This is a genomic window from Microbacterium sp. (assembly GCF_032084865.1).
Taxonomy (GTDB): Bacteria; Actinomycetota; Actinomycetes; order Actinomycetales; family Microbacteriaceae; genus Microbacterium.
Window position 1 is genome coordinate 1 of record NZ_DAMDLU010000057.1, and the last position, 17,484, is coordinate 17,484.

A 17,484-nucleotide genomic window follows, 5' to 3' on the forward strand; every position below is an offset into this window, starting at 1 on the left:
GGTGCGCACCGCGGCCGCCGCACGCGGGGCATCGTCCGGGTCCGGATGCCGGTGCCGCCACCTCACCACGGCTGCACCTCCTCCATGGCCAGTCGATCGCCGCGCAGCACGAACCGGCCGGCGTGCGCGATGCGCCGGCGCCCGTCGGTGCTGCGCTCCAGATGCAGCACGATCGTGAAGGCGCTGACCACCTGTCGCGCCAGGGCCGTGGCATCCATTCCGGCGAGCGCGCCGAGTGCCTCCATGCGTGCCGGCACATCGGCCAGCCCCGAGGCGTGCAGCGTTCCCGCGCCCCCGTCGTGCCCGGTGTTCAGCGCGGTCAGCAGCTCACGCACCTCCTCGCCACGGCGCTCACCGACGACGAGCCGATCGGGGCGCATGCGCAGCGACTCCCGCACGAGCATCGCGAGGGTGATGCGGCCGGCGCCCTCGAGATTCGCCTGGCGTGCTTCGAGCGAGATGTGATGAGGATGCCGGGGGCGCAGCTCGGCGACGTCCTCGATGGTGACGATCCGCTCCCCCGCACCCACGTGCGACAGCAGGGCCGCGAGCAGCGTCGTCTTGCCCGTGCCGGTTCCGCCGGTGATCAGCACGTTCGCACGATCGCCCACCAGTTTCGCCAGCCAGGCCCGCTGCGCCCCGGTGAACGTGCCCGTCGCGGCGAGCGCGTCGAGGTCGGCGCCGAGCACGCGGGGAATGCGCACCGACAGGGCGGTGCCGGTCACCGAGACCGGCGCCAGTACGGCGTGCACGCGGATGCCCGAGGCGAGCCGCACGTCGACACAGGGCGACTGGTCATCGAGGTGGCGTCCGCCTGCGGCCACGAGGGCGACCGCGAGGTCGCGCACCTCGCGCTCCGACGCGCGCCACGCCGGCACTCGCTCGGCGCCGCGGCCGCGATCGACGTAGAGGCCGTCCGCACCGTTGACGAAGATGTCCGTCACCGCGGGGTCGCGCACGTGCTCGGCGAGGGCGCCGAGGGCAGGGTCCACGTCGACCTCGGCGTCGGGATGAGCGCCGATGCGGGCGTCGGACTGCCGCGGTCGGAGGACGAACGGTTCGGGCATGCGACGACGTTAGGCGCGTCTTCCCGCGCGGCGTCGCCCGATTCCCAGGCGATGTGCACAACTGCCCCGACCGCGCCACTGTGCAGACAGATCCCGGCGGCACTGTGCAGACAGATCCCGGCGACACTGTGCACGCCCACCCCGCGCATCCCGCAGACGGACTGGCGGCACCTCACGGGGGGAATGAGGTGCCGCCACGCGCTGCCCGGTACGAGGGGGTGCATCCGGGCGCGCTGAAGCCGTAAACGAAATCGGCTGAGGTCAGTGTATGCACCCGCCCCGCGCCACGGCAAACCATTTTCACTACCTACTTTCGACAGTAGGCGGCACCCTCCGGCGGGACTAGATTCGCCGTGTCACGGTCGTGTCCCTGCACGATCACCCGACCGCGCAAAGGAGCGAGTGCATGAGCAGCCAGATCGACCACCTCCTCGACGAGGCCCGTAGATTCCCGCCGTCAGAGGAGTTCGTCGCCCAGTCGATCGACGACCCTGCCCTCTACGAGCGGGCTGCGGCCGACCGTGAGGCGTTCTGGGGCGAGCAGGCCCGGGAGAGCGTGCACTGGCACAAGCCGTTCACGCAGGTGCTCGACTGGTCGAACCCGCCGTTCGCGAAGTGGTTCGACGACGGTGAGCTCAACGTCGCCTACAACTGCCTCGACCGCCACGTCGAAGCCGGCAACGGCGACCGTGTGGCCATCCTCTGGGAGGGCGAGCCGGGCGACGAGCGTCGCATCACGTACGCCGAGCTCACCGACGAGGTCAAGCGCACCGCCAATGTGCTGCAGGACCTCGGCATCGGTCACGGCGACCGCGTCGCCATCTACCTGCCGATGATCCCCGAGGCCGTCATCTCGATGCTCGCCGTGGCGCGCCTCGGCGCCGTCCACTCCGTCGTCTTCGGCGGGTTCAGCGCCGACAGCCTGCGCTCCCGGATCGACGACGCCGGGGCCAAGCTCGTGATCACCGCCGACGGCGGTTACCGCAAGGGCAAGGTGTCGGCGCTCAAGCCCGCCGTCGACCTGGCGCTCAGCGACCGCAACGGCGACGGCGAGCAGCAGACCGTCGAGCACGTGCTCGTCGTCAAGCGCGGCGAGAACCAGGTCGATTGGAACGACGAGCGCGACATCTGGTGGCACGACGTGGTGCCGCAGGCATCCGGCGATCACGAGGCGCAGTCCTTCCCCGCCGAGAACCCGCTGTTCATCCTGTACACGTCGGGCACGACCGGAAAGCCGAAGGGAATCCTGCACACGTCGGGCGGCTACCTCGTGCAGGCCGCGTACACGCACAAGTACGTCTTCGACCTGCACCCGGAGACCGACGTGTTCTGGTGCACCGCCGACATCGGCTGGGTCACCGGGCACAGCTACGTCACCTACGGTCCGCTGGCCAACGGCGCGACCCAGGTGCTCTTCGAGGGCACGCCCGACTCGCCGCACCCCGGACGCTGGTGGGAGCTGATCGAGAAGTACGGCGTGACGATCTTCTACACCGCGCCGACGGCGATCCGCTCGTTCATGAAGCTCGGGCGTCAGATCCCGCAGAAGTTCGATCTGTCGAGCCTGCGCCTGCTCGGCTCGGTGGGCGAGCCCATCAACCCCGAGGCGTGGATGTGGTACCGCGAGGTGATCGGCGCCGGTGCGGCCCCCATCGTCGACACGTGGTGGCAGACCGAGACCGGGGCGATCATGGTCTCCCCCCTCCCCGGCATCACCGCCACCAAGCCCGGTTCGGCGCAGGTGCCCATCCCGGGCGTCTCGATCGACGTCGTCGACGATGACGGCAACGAGGTCGGCAACGGCAACGGCGGGCTGCTGGTGATCACCGAGCCGTGGCCGAGCATGCTGCGCGGCATCTGGGGCGATCCGGAGCGGTTCAAGGAGACCTACTGGGAGAAGTTCCAGGACAAGGGCTACTACTTCGCCGGTGACGGTGCGCGTCTCGACGAGGACGGCGACCTGTGGCTGCTCGGCCGCGTCGACGACGTGATGAACGTGTCGGGTCACCGCCTGTCGACGACCGAGATCGAGTCGTCGATCGTCGCGCACGAGGCCACCGCCGAGGCGGCCGTGGTCGGCGCGTCGGATGAGACCACCGGGCAGGCCGTGGTCGCGTTCGTGATCATCAAGCAGAGCTACCTCGAGGTGCATTCGCCCGAAGGTCTGGCGACACTGCTGCGCGGCTGGGTCGGCGAGCAGATCGGCCCGATCGCCCGTCCGCGCGACGTCTACATCGTGAACGAGCTGCCGAAGACCCGCTCGGGCAAGATCATGCGTCGCCTGCTGCGTGACGTCGCCGAGGGCCGAGAGGTCGGCGACACGACGACGCTGGCCGACACCATGGTGATGAGCACCATCACCAGTCAGGTGAAGTAGCCCGCAGACGACGAAGCGGCCCCTCCGATGGCGATCGGAGGGGCCGCTGTCGTCTGCTCTGCGTTCCCGGGTCAGGCGAGGATGAAGGTGACCTCGATCTCGACGGGGGTGTCGAGCGGCAGGCTCGCCACCCCGACAGCCGCACGGGCGTGCCGACCCGCGTCGCCGAAGATCTCGCCGAGCACGTCGCTGGCGCCGTTGACGACGGCCGGCTGGCCGGTGAACGCGGGGTCGGATGCCACGAAACCGCCCACACGCAGCACGCCGGCGATCCGGTCGACGCCTCCCGCGGCCTGCGCCGCGGCTGCCAGCGCGTTCAGCCCGCACGTGCGGGCGTAGCCCTGGGCATCCGCCGCCTCGACCTCGGCACCGACCTTCCCGGTCGCCGGCAGGGCGCCGTCGACGAACGGCAGCTGCCCGGAGGGGTAGACGAGACCGCCGTGGATCACGGCAGGGCTCGATGTCGAGCTCTGCCAGACGCGCGGAGACGCTCACTGCTGAGCTCCATCGAACTGACGGGATGCCTCGGCCGCTGCGGCGAGGCCGGCGTTGGCGGTCGAGTCCTGCGTGATGGGGCGCTTCAGGTAGGCGACGAGGCCGCCCTCCGGGCCCGGGACGACCTGCACGAGCTCCCAGCCCTGCTTGCCCCAGTTGTTGAGGATCGCCGCCGTGTTGTGAATCAGCAGCGGCGTGGTCAGATACTCCCACGTGATCATGGCACTCCTGTGCGTCGGCGACGAACGGCACGGGATGCCGAAGCGTCGAGGCTCTTATTCAGGGAATTCCCTTAACATCAGCGTATGCCTCAAAAGAAACGCACGCTGTCTGGTGTGCTCGGCGGTCTGCTCGGCCTGGTGGGTCTGAGCGCGGTCGCCGGGGTTCTGGTCACCGCAGCCGTCACGCCCGCCATCGCCGTCGCCGGAGTGACGGGGTCGCAGGCGCTGACGATCTTCGACAACCTGCCGAACAGCCTGACGCCCAACCCTCCCATGGAGCCGACCGAGTTCTACGGAACCGGTGAGGACGGTCAGCCGTTCCAGCTGGCGAAGTTCTTCGATCAGAACCGGGTGCCCGTGACGTTCGAGCAGGTGTCGCCGCTGCTGTTCGACGCGATCCTCTCGAGCGAGGACAAGAACTTCTACGAGCACGGCGGCGTGAACCTTCTGCAGACCATGAAGGCCGCGCTCGAGAACTTCACGGGCTCGTCTTCGCGAGGCGCGTCGACGATCACCCAGCAGTATGTGAAGAACGCTCTGATCCAGGAGTGCGAGCAGGGCGTCAGCCCGAGCGACGAGGACTACGACGGCAAGATCCGGCGGTGCTTCGAAGGTGCCGCGCAGTCGAAGGGCGCCGAGGGCATCGAGCGCAAACTGCAGGAGATGCGCTACGCGGTGCAGATCGAGAAGGACTACTCGAAGAACGAGATCCTGCTGGGATACCTGAACGTATCGAATTTCGGCGGCACCACCTACGGTATCGAGGCTGCGGCCAACCGTTATTTCGGCACGAGCGCGGCGAACGTGACGCTCGTGCAGGCGGCAACGCTGGCGGGTATGGTTCAGGAGCCCAACCTGCTGCGCATCGATCGCCCGGAGGAGGGCACGTGGACCGATAAGGACGGCGTCGCGCACAACAACGCTGCGGACGGCTACGCGACGACGCGCGACCGCCGCAACTACGTCCTCGATCAGATGCTGAAGAACAAGCAGATCACCAAGGAGCAGCACGACGCCGCAGTGGAGGCGCCGATCGAGCCGAATCTCACGCAGACCTCGCAGGGCTGTGCAGCGGCGGGCGCCAATGCCTACTTCTGTCAGTATGTGAAGTCGGTCGTCGAGAACGACGAGGCATTCGGCGCCACCCCGGAGAAGCGTCTGGAGAACATGCGTCGCGGCGGCATGCAGATCTACACCTCGCTCGACATGCGGGTGCAGGGTCCTGCGGTGGAGGCAGTGCGTAATCGGGTGCCGGCCGCGATGCCCGGCATCCTCGTCGGCGGCGCCGGTGTCTCGATCGAAGCATCCACCGGCCGAATCCTCGCGATCGCGCAGAACACGGACTTCAGCGAGTCGTCGAATGCGAGCCTCGCGAACGGGCAGTCATCTCAGGTGTTCGCCGCTGACAAGAAGCACAACGGCTCCACGAACGGCTTCGAGACCGGGTCGACATGGAAGCTGTTCACGCTGCTGGAGTGGCTCGAGCGTGGGCATTCGGTCAACGAGGTGCTCGACGGACGCTATCCGGTCGTCGGCAAATTCGCCCAGTGCGGCGGCACCTACACGCTCACCAAAGACAATTCGTCAAAGAACTTCGGAGGAGGGCGGGGCTCGGTCAGCAGCGTGCGGAGCTTCACCGCCGCCTCACTGAACACGGGGTTCCTGGCCATGGCTCAGAAACTCGACCTGTGCGACATCAACAAGATGGCCAAGCGTCTCGGTGTCCACTACGGCAACATGGGCGATGTCACCACTGATGGCGAGGCCCCCAACGACCCGTTCGGCACGGTGCTCGGCTCGAAGTCGGTCGCCCCGATCCAGATGGCCGGTGCATACGCCACGGTCGCCAACAAGGGGATCTTCTGCGAGCCTCGCGTGATCGACAAGATCGTCGCACAGGACGGTGAAGAGATTCCCATCCCGAAGACGAGCTGCACGCCGGTGATCTCCCCTGAGGTGGCTGCAACCGCCGCATACGCGCTGCGGGGCGTGATGGAGGGTGGAACCGGCTCAGGGGCCAACCCCAACGACGGCATCCAGGTCATCGGCAAGACCGGTACTGCAGAGATCTCGCACACCATGCTTGTCGAATCAAGCACCAAGGTCACGACGGCCGTATGGGTCGGAAACGTCAACGGCCGCGAAGATCTGAGAAACTTCCGTGCACACGGGACACGTCTCAACGACATCCGCTACCCCCTCGCGAGAGACATCCAGCGGGCCGCGAACGCCGTGTACGGCGGCGACCGGTTCCCGGAGCCCGACCGCGGCCTCACGCGCTCCGTCCCCAAGGACCTGCCCGGCGTGGTCGGCAAGTCGGTCGAGGAGGCCACGCAGATCCTCGACGCCGCCGGCTTCAGCGTGCAGGTCGGCGACCCGATCGACAGCGAGATCGGCGCGGGTCTGGTCGCAGAGCAGACCCCCGGCGCCGGTCGAGCGGCCAGCGGCACGACCGTCACCCTGCGCCCGAGCACGGGCAACAAGCCAGCCGCGCAGGCGACCGTGCCGAACGTCACGGGCGCGAAGTTCAATCAGGCCAAACCCGCCCTGGAAGGCGCCGGATTCGGCGTATCGGCCGAGGGATGCAAGAACGGGGCGACTGTGAACGGACAGAACCCCCCTGCCAGCACTCCCGCCCCCGCCGGCACCGTGGTGACGCTCACCTGCGCGGGTGACGGTTGAGCCGTCTGACGCCCGCGCACCCGGCCCTCGTCGCGCTCGGCGCGATGGGGGCCGTCGGCGTCGGCGCGGCGGTCTGGGGAATCGGCATCGAGCGCTACCTGTTCACGGTGCGAGAGGTCAGCGCCGCGGCGCTCGCGCCGGGCAGCGCGCCGGTGCGCGTGCTGCACCTCTCCGACGCGCACATGGCACCGTGGCAGCGGCGCAAGCAGCGGTGGCTCGCGTCGCTCGCTGCACTCGAGCCCGATCTGATCGTGAACACGGGCGACAATCTCGGACATCCGGAGGGTCTCGCCGGCATCCGGCGGGCGTTCGCCCCGTTCCAGGGCGTGCCCGGTGTCTTCGTGCACGGTTCGAACGACGTGGTGGCGCCCACGCCGCGCAATCCGCTGAAGTACTTCCGCGGTCCATCCGGCAAGCATCCCGCACCTGAGCTGCTCGACACGGCCGCGATGGACGCGTTCTTCACCGACGAGCTCGGGTGGGTCGACCTGAACAACGCCGCGGTGCGGATGGACGTCGCCGGCAACAGCATCGACTTCGCCGGGGTCGACGACCCGCACCGCAAGTGGGACGACTTCGGCGCCCTCACCTCTGCGATCTCATCGCTGGGCGACTCCCCCGCAGGTGCGTCGCGCATCGCCGTGGCGCACGCGCCGTACCGACGGGTGCTCGACTCGTTCGTCGACCTCGACGCGGACGCGATCTTCGCCGGTCACACCCACGGCGGGCAGGTGTGCATCCCGGGCTTCGGCGCGCTGGTGGCGAACTGCGACATCCCGCTGAAGCAGGCGAAGGGACTGAGCCGCTGGTCGCACGGCGGCCGCACGGTGCCGCTGAACGTCTCGGCCGGCTGCGGTCACTCGATCTACGCGCCGGTCCGGTTCGCGTGCCGCCCCGAGGCGACCCTGCTGACATTGACCGCACGGCGCTGACGCGCCCGGACGCACCGCGTGATTCGTAGTTGCACGGCGAGCCATGTAGACTTGAACGGTTGCAATCACGGGGTGTGGCGCAGCTTGGTAGCGCGCTTCGTTCGGGACGAAGAGGCCGCAGGTTCAAATCCTGTCACCCCGACAGCATGCAGAAAGGGACCCGCCGGAGGCGGGTCCCTTTCTGCATGCTCGAGAGTGTCAGCGGGGCCCCACGGCGCACGAGGCTCCGCGCGCCGCCTGCCACCGCCTCACAGGGAACCCCAATAAGCTGGACCATCATGAGCCACCCCCGCCTGGTCGCCTTCGACCTCGATGACACGCTCGCCCCGTCGAAGGGCGAGATCGACGATCGGATCGCCGAGCTGCTTCGCGACCTGCTGCGGCGCGTGGATGTCGCGATCATCTCGGGCGGCAACGAGCAGCAGTTCCGCACGCAGGTCATCGCCCGCCTCGATGATCTGGGGATCGACGAGAGCTCGCGCCTGCATCTGCTGCCCACCTGCGGCACGCGCTACCTGCGCCACGACGGCGCAGGGTTCGCCGCGGTGTACGCGCACGACCTGACCGATGACGAGAAGACGGCAGCCCTCGCCGCCCTGCAGGAGGAGGCCGAGCGGCTGGGCCTGTGGGAGGCGGAGCCGTGGGGTGACATCCTCGAGGACCGCGGATCGCAGATCACCTTCTCCGCGCTCGGACAGCGCGCTCCGCGAGACGCCAAGCACGCCTGGGATCCCAGCGGCGAGCGGCGTGCGGCGCTGCGCGACGCGGTGGCGCCGCGTCTGCCGGGGCTGGAGGTGCGATCGGGTGGTTCGACGTCGATCGACATCACTCGCGCCGGCATCGACAAGGCCTACGGCATGCAGAAGCTCGCCGAGCACACCGGCATCCGTCTCGACGACATGCTCTTCTACGGCGACCGGCTCGACGAGGACGGCAACGACTACCCGGTGCTGGCCATCGGAGTGCCGTCGATCGCCGTCGACGGCTGGCAGGACACGGCCGACAAGCTGGATGCCCTGATCGCCACCCTTCCCGCCCCGGTCGCACGCTGAGGGCAGGCGCTCGGCTCGAGCGCCTCTTCCGCGTCTCGTCAGCGCGGGATCGGCACCAGGCGTGTCAGCTGGGTGACGTGTGCGGGCTCGAGCTCGGCCAGTGCCGAGACGCCGAGCAGCCGCATGGTGCGTTCGATCTCGCTGCGCAGGATCTCGATCGTGCGGTCGACGCCTGCCCGTCCGCCTGCCATCAGACCGTAGAGATAGGCGCGCCCGATCAGGGTGAAGTCCGCGCCCAGGGCGACGGATGCCACGACATCGGCTCCGTTCATGATGCCCGTGTCGATCATCACCGTGAAGTCCGGGCCGACCGCCCGGCGCACCTCAGGCAGCAGATGGAACGGGATGGGGGCGCGGTCGAGCTGACGTCCGCCGTGGTTCGACAGCACGATGCCGTCGACGCCGGCGTCGCGCAGACGCAGCGCATCCTCGACGGTCTGCACGCCCTTGATCACGATCTTCCCCGGCCACAGGTCGCGGATCACGGCCAGATCGTCGTAGCTGATGGTCGGATCCATCGCAGCATCCAGCAGCTCGCCGACGGTGCCGCCCGTGCTGCTCAGCGAGGCGAACTCGAGCTTGGGCGTGGTGAGGAAGTCGAACCACCACCACGGCCGCGGGATGGCGTTGATGATCGTGCCGAGCGTGAGCTGGGGCGGGATGCTGAAGCCGTTGCGCTTGTCTCGCAGGCGCGCGCCCGCCACGGGGGTGTCGACGGTGAAGTGCAGGGTGTCGAAGCCGGCTGCGGCCGCGCGCCGGGTGAGCTCGTAGGAGATCTCCCGGTCGCGCATCACATACAGCTGGAACCAGTTCCGCCCCGGAATGGGACCCGGAGGCTCTTGAAGGGTAGCGTCGCGGACGCCCTCGATCGAGGTGGTGCCGAGGGTCGACAGGGTGAAGGGGATGCCAGCGGCCGCGGCCGCACCGGCTCCGGCGATCTCGCCTTCGGTCTGCATCAGCCGGGTGAATCCGGTGGGTGCGATCCCGAAGGGCAGTGCAGACGGGCCGCCGAGGATGTCGACGCTCGTGTCGACGTCCTGCGCCGGCTTCAGGATGCCCGGGTGGAACTCGACGTCCTGGAACGCCTGGCGTGCGCGCGACAGCGAGAGCTCCCCCTCTGCGCCGCCGTCGGTGTAGTCGAAGGCCGCCTTCGGCGTTCGACGCTTGGCGATGGTGCGCAGATCGTCGATGGTGAGTGCGGCGGCCAGGCGCCGCTTGCGGCCGTCGAACTCGGGCTTCTTGAACTGCATGAGTTCGAGAAGCTCGGTGGGCCTGGGAAGCTGACGGGTGACCATCGGCGGGTGTCCTTTCGGGGGCGGGTCAGTATGCGCCGGGCGTGAGCCCTGCGGCGGCGGAGTAGCCGGTGATGTGGGCGTGCATGAGAGAGCGCGCGCGATCGTCTCCGCGCTCGACGGCGTCGATGATGGCGTGATGCTCGGCCCGCAGGCGGGCAGTCATGGCATCCCAGTCGTCGATCCGCTCCGCCCCGGCCAGGATGTACGACTCGATGGCGGTGCGCAGCCCGGCCATCATGGCGGCGATCACGGTGTTGCCGGACGCTTCGGCGAGTGCATAGTGCAGTTCGGCGTCCAGCGCGAGGAACTCGCCCGGGCTCAGGTCGGCGGCATCCATCTCGCGCAGGATGCCGCGGACCGACGACAGATCGCGCCCGGGATCGGTGCACAGTCGTGCGACGACGGCGTCCTCGAGCACTCCTCGAGTGTCGACGACGTCGTCGAGATGGAATCCGCGGGCGGCCACCTGCAGGCGCAGCAGCGTGGACATGCCGTCAGACGGGGTGGCGATCACCGTCGCGCCCGCCTGCGGGCCGGAGCCCGTCGAGGTTCTGAGCAGACCCATCACCTCGAGCACTCGGAGCGCCTCGCGCACGCTCGAGCGCCCCAGACCGAGATCGGCGGCGAGGTCGCGCTCGGACGGCAGCCGGTCCCCCGCGCTGAGCGCGCCGCTGAGCAGGTCGGCCTCGATGCGCTCGAGCACGGTGCGCCAGGCGCGCTGCGTCGAGCTGGTTCGCTCTGCCATGCATCCTCCTATGGTCTGACCACAGAGTACCCAGCGTGGTCAGACCACACAAGTCGATCAGGCGAGGATGCCGCCGGACTCGTCGAGGTAGCATCTGCCGCACAGCGACTGGTAGGTCACCTCGGCACCGTCGATCGCGACCTGATCGCCGGCGAACACGAACCGGCCGTCGACCATGCGGCCGTTGAATACCGCTTTGCGCCCGCACCGGCAGATGGTCTTGAGCTCTTCGAGCGAATGGGCGATCGCGAGCAGGCGCGCCGACCCGGGGAACGCGTGGGTGCGGAAGTCGTTGCGGATGCCGTAGGCCATCACCGGGATGCCATCGAGCACCGCGATGCGGAACAGGTCGTCGACCTGCTCCGTCGTCAGGAACTGCGCCTCATCGACCAGCAGGCACGCGACGTCGCACGGCTCCGCGGGCTGCAGAGGGTCGGCGAGCACCCGCCGGCGCTCACCGGCGAACAGCGCACGGGCCTCGTCGCGCGGCCCGATGAGGAAGTCCACCTGGCGCGTCATGCCGAGCCGGCTCTCGATCTGCGACGCGCCCTTGGTGTCGATCTCGGGCTTGGCCAGCAGCACCCGCTGACCGCGTTCCTCGTAGTTGTAGGCGGCTTGCAGCAGGGCGGTCGACTTGCCCGAGTTCATCGCGCCGTAGCGGAAGTACAGCTTCGCCACGTTCGTGCGGTCAGGCCGTGAGCGACAGGACGGATGCGGTCGTGCTCATCGACTTCTCGGCGGCGCCCGCGTCGTCGTTGAGCCGATTGCCCATCGTCGGGATGAGATCCTTCAGCTTCGGCTCCCAGCCGACGTACTGCTCGGGGAAGCAGCGCTTGAGCAGTCCGAGCATGATCGGCACGGCAGTCGACGCGCCGGGCGATGCGCCGAGCAGACCCGCGATCGTGCCGTCCTCGGCCGCGACGACCTCGGTGCCGAACTGCAGGATGCCGCCCTTCTGCGGGTCCTTCTTCATCACCTGTGCGCGCTGACCGGCCTGGATCAGCTCCCAGTCGTCATCGCGCGCCGTCGGCACGAAGGTGCGCAGGTTGTCGACCTTCTTGCGGTGGCCCTTGACCAGCTCGCTGATCAGGTAGGTGATGAGATCGGGATTCGCGAAGGCGACGCGCAGCATCGGCCACAGGTTGTGCGGGCGCACCTGGGTGACGATGTCGAGCATCGAGCCGTGCTTGAGGAATTTGGGGCTGAAGGTGGCGAACGGCCCGAACATCAGCGACTTCTCGCCGTCGACGACGCGGGTGTCGAGGTGCGGCACAGACATCGGCGGCGCGCCGATCGCCGCCTGCGAGTAGACCTTGGCCTGGTGCTGCGAGACGAGCTTCGGGTCGGTCGTCTTCAGCCACTGACCGCCGATCGGGAAGACGCCGTACCCCTTGACCTCGGGGATGCCGCTGTTCTGCAGCAGCTTGAGCGCCCAGCCACCGGCGCCGACGAAGACGAAGCGCGCCTTCACCTGGCCCGGGGTGCGGCCGATGACGTGACGGTACTTGACGAGCCAGCTGCCGTCGCTCTGGCGCTTGAGGCTGCGCACCTCGTGATCGGTGCGCACCTCGACGCCCGAGGTGGCGAGGTGGTCGAAGAGCTGGTGGGTCAGCGCGCCGAAGTCGACGTCGGTGCCGGACGGCACCCGGGTCGCGGCGAACGGCTCGCCCTTGCGCCGCTTCTGCATGAGCAGCGGAGCCCACTTGTTGATGACGCGGGAGTCCTCGCTGTACTCGATGCCGGCGAACAGCGGCTGGTTCTTGAGCACCTCGTACCGAGCCTTGAGGAACGCGACGTCCTTCTCTCCGCGCACGAAGGTCATGTGCGGCACCGAGTTGATGAACGTCGACGGACCGTCGAGGATGCCGCGCTCGACGAGCGTCGACCAGAGCTCACGGCTCTGCTGGAACTGCTCGTTGATCGAGATCGCCTTGGCCGGGTCGAGAGAGCCGTCCTTGCCCTGCGGCATGTAGTTCAGCTCGCACAGGGCGGCGTGACCGGTGCCGGCGTTGTTCCACGGGTTCGAGCTCTCCTGGGCGACGCCGCCGAGTCGCTCGTAGGCGACGATCTTCCAGTCCGGCTGCAGCTCGTGCAGCAGGGTACCCAGCGTGGCGGACATGATGCCCCCACCGATCAGAACGACATCGACGGTTTCGGTCACCAGAACAGTCTAGTCGTCCACAACCGTGCGGATTTCCGGCTGGGCGGGGCGCCCGGCGCCCCGCCCACGACCTCAGACGGCGGCCGGCGTGAGGCGCTTCGTGAGCTCCTCGGCGATCTGCACGGCGTTGAGCGCCGCACCCTTGCGCAGGTTGTCGTTGCTGATGAAGAGCACGAGGCCCTTGCCCTCGGGGGCCGACTGGTCGGCGCGGATGCGGCCGACGAAGCTCGGGTCCTTGCCGGCCGCGTGCAGCGGGGTGGGGACCTCGTCGAGCACCACGCCGGGGGCGGATGCCAGCACCTCGCGCGCACGCTCGGGCGTGATGTCGTTCGCGAACTCGGCGTGGATCGACAGCGAGTGGCCGGTGAAGACGGGCACCCGCACGCACGTGCCGGCGACGCGCAGGTCGGGAAGACCGAGGATCTTGCGGCTCTCGTTGCGGAGCTTCTTCTCCTCATCGGTCTCGTTCTCGCCGTCGTCGACCACGGCGCCGGCGAGCGGGATGACGTCGAAGGCGATGGGCGCGACGTACTTCTCCGGTGTGGGGAACTCGACGGCCGAACCGTCGTGCACGAGGCGCAGGGTGTCGCCCTGCTCGAGGACGTTCTCGACCTGACCGAGCAGCTCTTCCGCTCCGGCGATGCCGGATCCGGAGACGGCCTGGTAGGTGCTGACGATCAGACGCTCGAGGCCGGCCTCGGCGTGCAGCGCCTTCAGCACGGGCATGGCGGCCATGGTGGTGCAGTTCGGGTTGGCGACGATGCCCTTGGGGCGCTCGTCCATGGCATCCGGATTCACTTCGCTCACCACGAGCGGAACCTCGGGATCCATCCGCCAGGCGCTGGAGTTGTCGACGACGACCGCTCCGGCCGCGGCGAACGTCTCCGCGTACGCGCGGCTGGCGGTGGCGCCGGCGGAGAACAGCGCGATGTCGATGCCCGATGCATCCGCGGTCTCGATGTCTTCGACGGTCACCTCGACGCCGGCGAAGTCGATGACAGTGCCGGCGGAGCGCGCGGAGGCGAACAGGCGCAGCTCACGCACCGGGAACGAGCGCTCCACGAGAATGTCGCGCATCACGGTGCCGACCTGGCCGGTCGCGCCGATGATGGCGATCGAGAATCCGGAATCGGAGATACGGGTCATGGGGGAATCCTTGGCGTGCAGGCGATGCGCCAGGCTCAGCCCCGTGGTGCGGACGCTGCGCCTGGCACCGATGTCAGGGTTGCGGTGAGTCTATCCGGTCGCCGCTGACCGCGGGTCCGGCATTTCAGACGCCGGGTCAGCGGCCGGTGCCGGCGTGCACGACGGCCTCGATCTCGCTGTCGAGGCCGTACGCGCTGTGCACCGCGCGCGCGGCCTCGGCGAGGTCGTCGCCGCGGAGCACGACCGAGATGCGGATCTCGGAGGTCGAGATCATCTCGATGTTGATGCCGCCGGCGCTGAGCGCCTCGAAGAGGATCTCCGACACGCCGGAATGCGTGCGCATCCCCGCGCCCACGACCGACAGCTTGCCGATCTGGTCGTCGTGCAGCAGGTTCTCGAAGCCGACCTCGCTCTGCTCGGCGGCGAGCGCCTTGAGCGTCGTCGGCGCGTCGGCCTTGGGAAGGGTGAACGAGATGTCGGTGCGACCGGTGGATGCCGCAGAGACGTTCTGCACGATCATGTCGACGTTCGCGCCGGACTTCGAGACGATCTTGAAGATCTCGGCGGCCTTGCCCGGCACATCGGGCACACCGGCGACGGTGATCTTGGCCTGACTCAGGTCGGTGGCGACTCCGGCGACGATCGGTTCTTCCATGGCTTCTCCCTCGGTGGCGCGCGGGTTCTTCATGCCCTCGCCCAGAACGTACGTGCCCTCGGACGACGAGAAGGTCGAGCGGGCGTGGATGAGCACACCGTGACGGCGGGCGTACTCGACGGCGCGGATGTAGAGCACCTTCGCGCCGTTGGCGGCGAGCTCGAGCATCTCCTCGCTGGAGACCTGCTCGAGCTTGCGGGCACGCGGGATGACGCGCGGGTCCGCGGTGTAGATGCCGTCGACATCGCTGTAGATCTCGCAGACGTCGGCGTTCAGGGCTGCGGCGAGGGCGACGGCGGTGGTGTCGGAACCGCCGCGCCCGAGCGTGGTGATGTCGCGGGTGTCGCGGTTGAAGCCCTGGAAGCCGGCGACGATGACGATCGCGCCCTCATCGAGCGCCTCGCGCAGGCGCACCGGGGTGACATCGACGATGCGGGCCTTGCCGTGATGCGAGTCGGTGATCATGCCGGCCTGGCTGCCGGTGAACGATCGCGCCTCGAAGCCCATCGAGTGGATCGCCATGGCGAGCAGCGCCATCGAGATGCGCTCACCGCTCGACAGCAGCATGTCGAGCTCGCGAGGGGCGGGGATCGGCGCGACCTCGTGCGCGAGATCGAGCATCTCGTCGGTCGTGTCACCCATCGCGCTGACGGCGACGACGACGTCGTGACCGGCACGACGTGTGTCGACGATGCGCTTGGCGACGCGCTTGATGCTCTCCGCGTCGGCGACGGACGAACCGCCGTACTTCTGCACGATCAGGGCCACGATCACTCCCGGGGACGAAGGGCGGATCCGCCCAGCCTCATTCTACAAATCCCTCTCATACCGCCCCGCGCATGTGACGCGTGACGATCGCGGGTGGTGCGGTCAGCTGCGGTCTTCGGAGTCGGGCGGGGCACCGGAGTCGGGCGGGGCACCCCGATCCGGGCGGTCGTCGACGGCTGCCGGGGTGTCCAGCACGATCACCTCCGCCGTCTCGGCGGTGGTGATGGGTCCCGTGGTCAGATCCGCAGCGTCGCCCCGCGGCTTCAGCCGCCCACCGGTCGCTGCGAACCAGCATCCGATCAGCACGATCGGAAAGCCGATCAGCAGGCTGGGGGTGAGCGGCTCGGCGAGCACGATGGCGCCGAGCACGACGGCCACGATCGGATTGACGTAGGTGAACAGCGGGGCCCGCACCGGGCCCACTTCGCGGATCAGTGCGAAGAAGGCGACGAACGCGAGCGCGGTGCAGACGATGCCGAGCAGCAGCAGCGACACCGTGGCGCGGACGGTGGGCACCTCATGCTGGGTGAGCAGAGCAGTCGGCAGGTAGCCGAGTCCGATGGCGAACAGTGCGAGGGTGATCGTGCCGAGCGAGGGCACATCCTTCAGCTTGAGGGCGATGATGAAGGGCGCGATCGCGTACAGCACCGCGGTCAGCAGGATCTCGGAGATGGCGAACGCACTGCTCGGGCCGTGCGGGAACAGGCCGGGGCCGGCCACGACCACGGCGACGCCGGCGAAGCCGAGCAGCAGTCCGCCGAGCCGGATCGGCGCCAGTGCGGTTCGGTCGCCGCGCAGCAGCGCGATGATCACGGCGAACAGCGGAACCGTCGACACGAGCAGCCCGGTGAGGCCGGACGGCAGCTGCGTCTCGGCGTGGCTGAGCAGCAGGAAGGGCCCCGCCATCTCGACGAGGCCGAAGGCGAGGACCCAGGGCCAGTGCTTCCACGCCGCCGCGAGTGCGCCGGCGCGCAGCGCGAACGGCAGCAGGATCAGTCCGCCGAGCAGGGTGCGCCCGGCGACCACCGCGGGCGGCGAGTACGACTGCACGGCCTCTTTGATGAAGAGGTAGGTGATGCCCCACACGAACGCCATGATCGCGAACAGCACCCAGCCTCGGCGGGTGAATCCCGCGTGGTGCGCGCTCATAGGCGGCGACGGCCCTCGAAGGCCCGCCCCAGCGTCACCTCGTCTGCGTATTCGAGGTCGCCCCCGACGGGCAGTCCGGATGCCAGCCGCGACACGGTGATCGACATGCTGGTCAGCAGACGACTGAGATAGCTGGCGGTCGCCTCGCCCTCGAGGTTGGGGTTCGTGGCGAGGATCACCTCCTGCACGGTGCCGTCGGCGAGCCGGGTCATCAGCTGCGCGATCCGCAGGTCGTCGGGGCCGACGCCTGCGATCGGGCTGATCGCTCCGCCGAGCACGTGGTACAGACCCCGGAACTCTCGTGTGCGCTCGATGGCCGCGACATCCTTGGCATCCTCCACGACGCAGATCAGCTCGGGATCGCGTCGGGGGTCGCGGCAGATCGTGCAGCGATCCTGCTCGGACACGTTGCCGCACACCTCGCAGAAGCGCACCCGCGCGCGCACCTCGGTGAGCAGCTCGGACAGGCGCGCGACATCGAACGACGGCGTCTGCAGGATGTGGAATGCGATGCGCTGCGCCGATTTCGGGCCGATGCCGGGCAGGCGGCCGAATTCATCGATCAGCTCTTGGACGATTCCGTCGTACATCAGGTGAACCTCGAGGGTGGCTGGTAGGGCTCTTCACGCAGGAACTTCGCACCGAGCACCTGCCGGATCACGGCCTCACCACGGCGCTCGACGCCGTCGGAGGCCTGCGGGCGGTTCGTGGGCGGCGGCACGGCGCGGAGCGACGGGCG

At 68.7% G+C, this 17,484-nt stretch carries 14 protein-coding genes, 1 tRNA gene and 1 pseudogene; 5 read left to right on the forward strand and 11 right to left on the reverse strand.

Annotation, left to right across the window (positions count from 1 at the left end; translation table 11 throughout):
- Positions 1 to 62: 62 nt before the first annotated feature.
- Complete coding sequence (locus RT309_RS07715; RefSeq protein WP_313356276.1) at positions 63 to 1,067, reverse strand: TadA family conjugal transfer-associated ATPase; 1,005 nt, start codon at positions 1,065 to 1,067, stop codon at positions 63 to 65.
- A gap of 406 nt (positions 1,068 to 1,473) precedes the next feature.
- Here RT309_RS07715 and acs point away from each other — a divergent pair, with 406 nt between their 5' ends.
- On the forward strand, positions 1,474 to 3,444 hold the full coding sequence (gene acs, locus RT309_RS07720; protein ID WP_313356277.1) for an acetate--CoA ligase: 1,971 nt from the start codon (positions 1,474 to 1,476) through the stop codon (positions 3,442 to 3,444).
- Positions 3,445 to 3,515: 71 nt separating this feature from the next.
- Here the strand turns inward: acs and RT309_RS07725 are convergent.
- Together RT309_RS07725 and RT309_RS07730 are read right to left on the reverse strand one after the other, a co-directional pair.
- A pseudogene (locus RT309_RS07725) lies at positions 3,516 to 3,939 on the reverse strand (RidA family protein).
- Positions 3,936 to 4,160: a hypothetical protein gene (locus RT309_RS07730; protein WP_313356278.1), complete on the reverse strand. Its 225-nt coding sequence runs from the start codon at positions 4,158 to 4,160 to the stop codon at positions 3,936 to 3,938. The pseudogene RT309_RS07725 and the gene RT309_RS07730 overlap by 4 nt, the downstream one beginning before the upstream one ends.
- Positions 4,161 to 4,244: 84 nt before the next feature.
- Between RT309_RS07730 and RT309_RS07735 the strand changes: the two genes are divergently transcribed.
- From RT309_RS07735 to RT309_RS07750, 4 genes are all read left to right on the forward strand, one after another.
- Positions 4,245 to 6,842 (forward strand): transglycosylase domain-containing protein, encoded by a 2,598-nt coding sequence (locus RT309_RS07735; RefSeq protein WP_313356279.1) that lies wholly within the window; start codon positions 4,245 to 4,247, stop codon positions 6,840 to 6,842.
- Positions 6,843 to 6,886: 44 nt separating this feature from the next.
- The gene (locus RT309_RS07740; RefSeq protein ID WP_313356289.1) at positions 6,887 to 7,774 is read left to right on the forward strand and encodes a metallophosphoesterase; all 888 of its coding nucleotides are present in this window, start codon (positions 6,887 to 6,889) and stop codon (positions 7,772 to 7,774) included.
- A 68-nt stretch (positions 7,775 to 7,842) separates the two neighbouring features.
- A tRNA-Pro gene (locus tag RT309_RS07745) sits at positions 7,843 to 7,916 on the forward strand.
- A 136-nt stretch (positions 7,917 to 8,052) separates the two neighbouring features.
- Positions 8,053 to 8,826 (forward strand): HAD-IIB family hydrolase, encoded by a 774-nt coding sequence (locus tag RT309_RS07750; RefSeq protein WP_313356280.1) that lies wholly within the window; start codon positions 8,053 to 8,055, stop codon positions 8,824 to 8,826.
- Positions 8,827 to 8,864: 38 nt separating this feature from the next.
- Here RT309_RS07750 and RT309_RS07755 read toward each other — a convergent pair whose 3' ends face one another.
- The 8 genes from RT309_RS07755 to recR form a co-directional block, all read right to left on the reverse strand.
- Positions 8,865 to 10,121, reverse strand: coding sequence for an alpha-hydroxy acid oxidase (locus RT309_RS07755; RefSeq protein ID WP_313356281.1), 1,257 nt, complete (start codon positions 10,119 to 10,121; stop codon positions 8,865 to 8,867).
- Between the two features lie 25 nt (positions 10,122 to 10,146).
- Positions 10,147 to 10,866 (reverse strand): FCD domain-containing protein, encoded by a 720-nt coding sequence (locus RT309_RS07760; RefSeq protein ID WP_313356282.1) that lies wholly within the window; start codon positions 10,864 to 10,866, stop codon positions 10,147 to 10,149.
- Between the two features lie 57 nt (positions 10,867 to 10,923).
- Complete coding sequence (locus tag RT309_RS07765) at positions 10,924 to 11,544, reverse strand: thymidine kinase (RefSeq protein ID WP_313356283.1); 621 nt, start codon at positions 11,542 to 11,544, stop codon at positions 10,924 to 10,926.
- 10 nt (positions 11,545 to 11,554) lie between these two features.
- Positions 11,555 to 13,027 carry a malate:quinone oxidoreductase gene (locus RT309_RS07770; protein WP_313356284.1) on the reverse strand — a complete coding sequence of 491 codons (1,473 nt, stop codon included), beginning with the start codon at positions 13,025 to 13,027 and terminating at the stop codon, positions 11,555 to 11,557.
- A gap of 72 nt (positions 13,028 to 13,099) precedes the next feature.
- Positions 13,100 to 14,173 carry an aspartate-semialdehyde dehydrogenase gene (locus tag RT309_RS07775; RefSeq protein WP_313356285.1) on the reverse strand — a complete coding sequence of 358 codons (1,074 nt, stop codon included), beginning with the start codon at positions 14,171 to 14,173 and terminating at the stop codon, positions 13,100 to 13,102.
- A gap of 136 nt (positions 14,174 to 14,309) precedes the next feature.
- Positions 14,310 to 15,596 carry an aspartate kinase gene (locus tag RT309_RS07780; RefSeq protein ID WP_313356286.1) on the reverse strand — a complete coding sequence of 429 codons (1,287 nt, stop codon included), beginning with the start codon at positions 15,594 to 15,596 and terminating at the stop codon, positions 14,310 to 14,312.
- A 102-nt stretch (positions 15,597 to 15,698) separates the two neighbouring features.
- Positions 15,699 to 16,745, reverse strand: a complete 1,047-nt coding sequence (locus tag RT309_RS07785; RefSeq protein WP_313356287.1) for a DMT family transporter — start codon at positions 16,743 to 16,745, stop codon at positions 15,699 to 15,701.
- Positions 16,742 to 17,335 (reverse strand): recombination mediator RecR, encoded by a 594-nt coding sequence (gene recR / locus RT309_RS07790; protein ID WP_313356288.1) that lies wholly within the window; start codon positions 17,333 to 17,335, stop codon positions 16,742 to 16,744. Before recR ends, RT309_RS07785 begins: the two co-directional genes overlap by 4 nt.
- Positions 17,336 to 17,484: the final 149 nt, after the last annotated feature.

What these genes read in the sequence shown, in the direction of transcription:
- RT309_RS07715 (WP_313356276.1), bottom strand. Translation starts at nt 1,067, where the DNA reads ATGCCCGAACCGTTCGTCCTCCGACCGCGGCAGTCCGACGCCCGCATC.
- acs (WP_313356277.1), top strand. Translation starts at nt 1,474, where the DNA reads ATGAGCAGCCAGATCGACCACCTCCTCGACGAGGCCCGTAGATTCCCG.
- RT309_RS07730 (WP_313356278.1), bottom strand. Translation starts at nt 4,160, where the DNA reads ATGATCACGTGGGAGTATCTGACCACGCCGCTGCTGATTCACAACACG.
- RT309_RS07735 (WP_313356279.1), top strand. Translation starts at nt 4,245, where the DNA reads ATGCCTCAAAAGAAACGCACGCTGTCTGGTGTGCTCGGCGGTCTGCTC.
- RT309_RS07740 (WP_313356289.1), top strand. Translation starts at nt 6,887, where the DNA reads ATGGGGGCCGTCGGCGTCGGCGCGGCGGTCTGGGGAATCGGCATCGAG.
- RT309_RS07750 (WP_313356280.1), top strand. Translation starts at nt 8,053, where the DNA reads ATGAGCCACCCCCGCCTGGTCGCCTTCGACCTCGATGACACGCTCGCC.
- RT309_RS07755 (WP_313356281.1), bottom strand. Translation starts at nt 10,121, where the DNA reads ATGGTCACCCGTCAGCTTCCCAGGCCCACCGAGCTTCTCGAACTCATG.
- RT309_RS07760 (WP_313356282.1), bottom strand. Translation starts at nt 10,866, where the DNA reads ATGGCAGAGCGAACCAGCTCGACGCAGCGCGCCTGGCGCACCGTGCTC.
- RT309_RS07775 (WP_313356285.1), bottom strand. Translation starts at nt 14,173, where the DNA reads ATGACCCGTATCTCCGATTCCGGATTCTCGATCGCCATCATCGGCGCG.
- RT309_RS07785 (WP_313356287.1), bottom strand. Translation starts at nt 16,745, where the DNA reads ATGAGCGCGCACCACGCGGGATTCACCCGCCGAGGCTGGGTGCTGTTC.
- recR (WP_313356288.1), bottom strand. Translation starts at nt 17,335, where the DNA reads ATGTACGACGGAATCGTCCAAGAGCTGATCGATGAATTCGGCCGCCTG.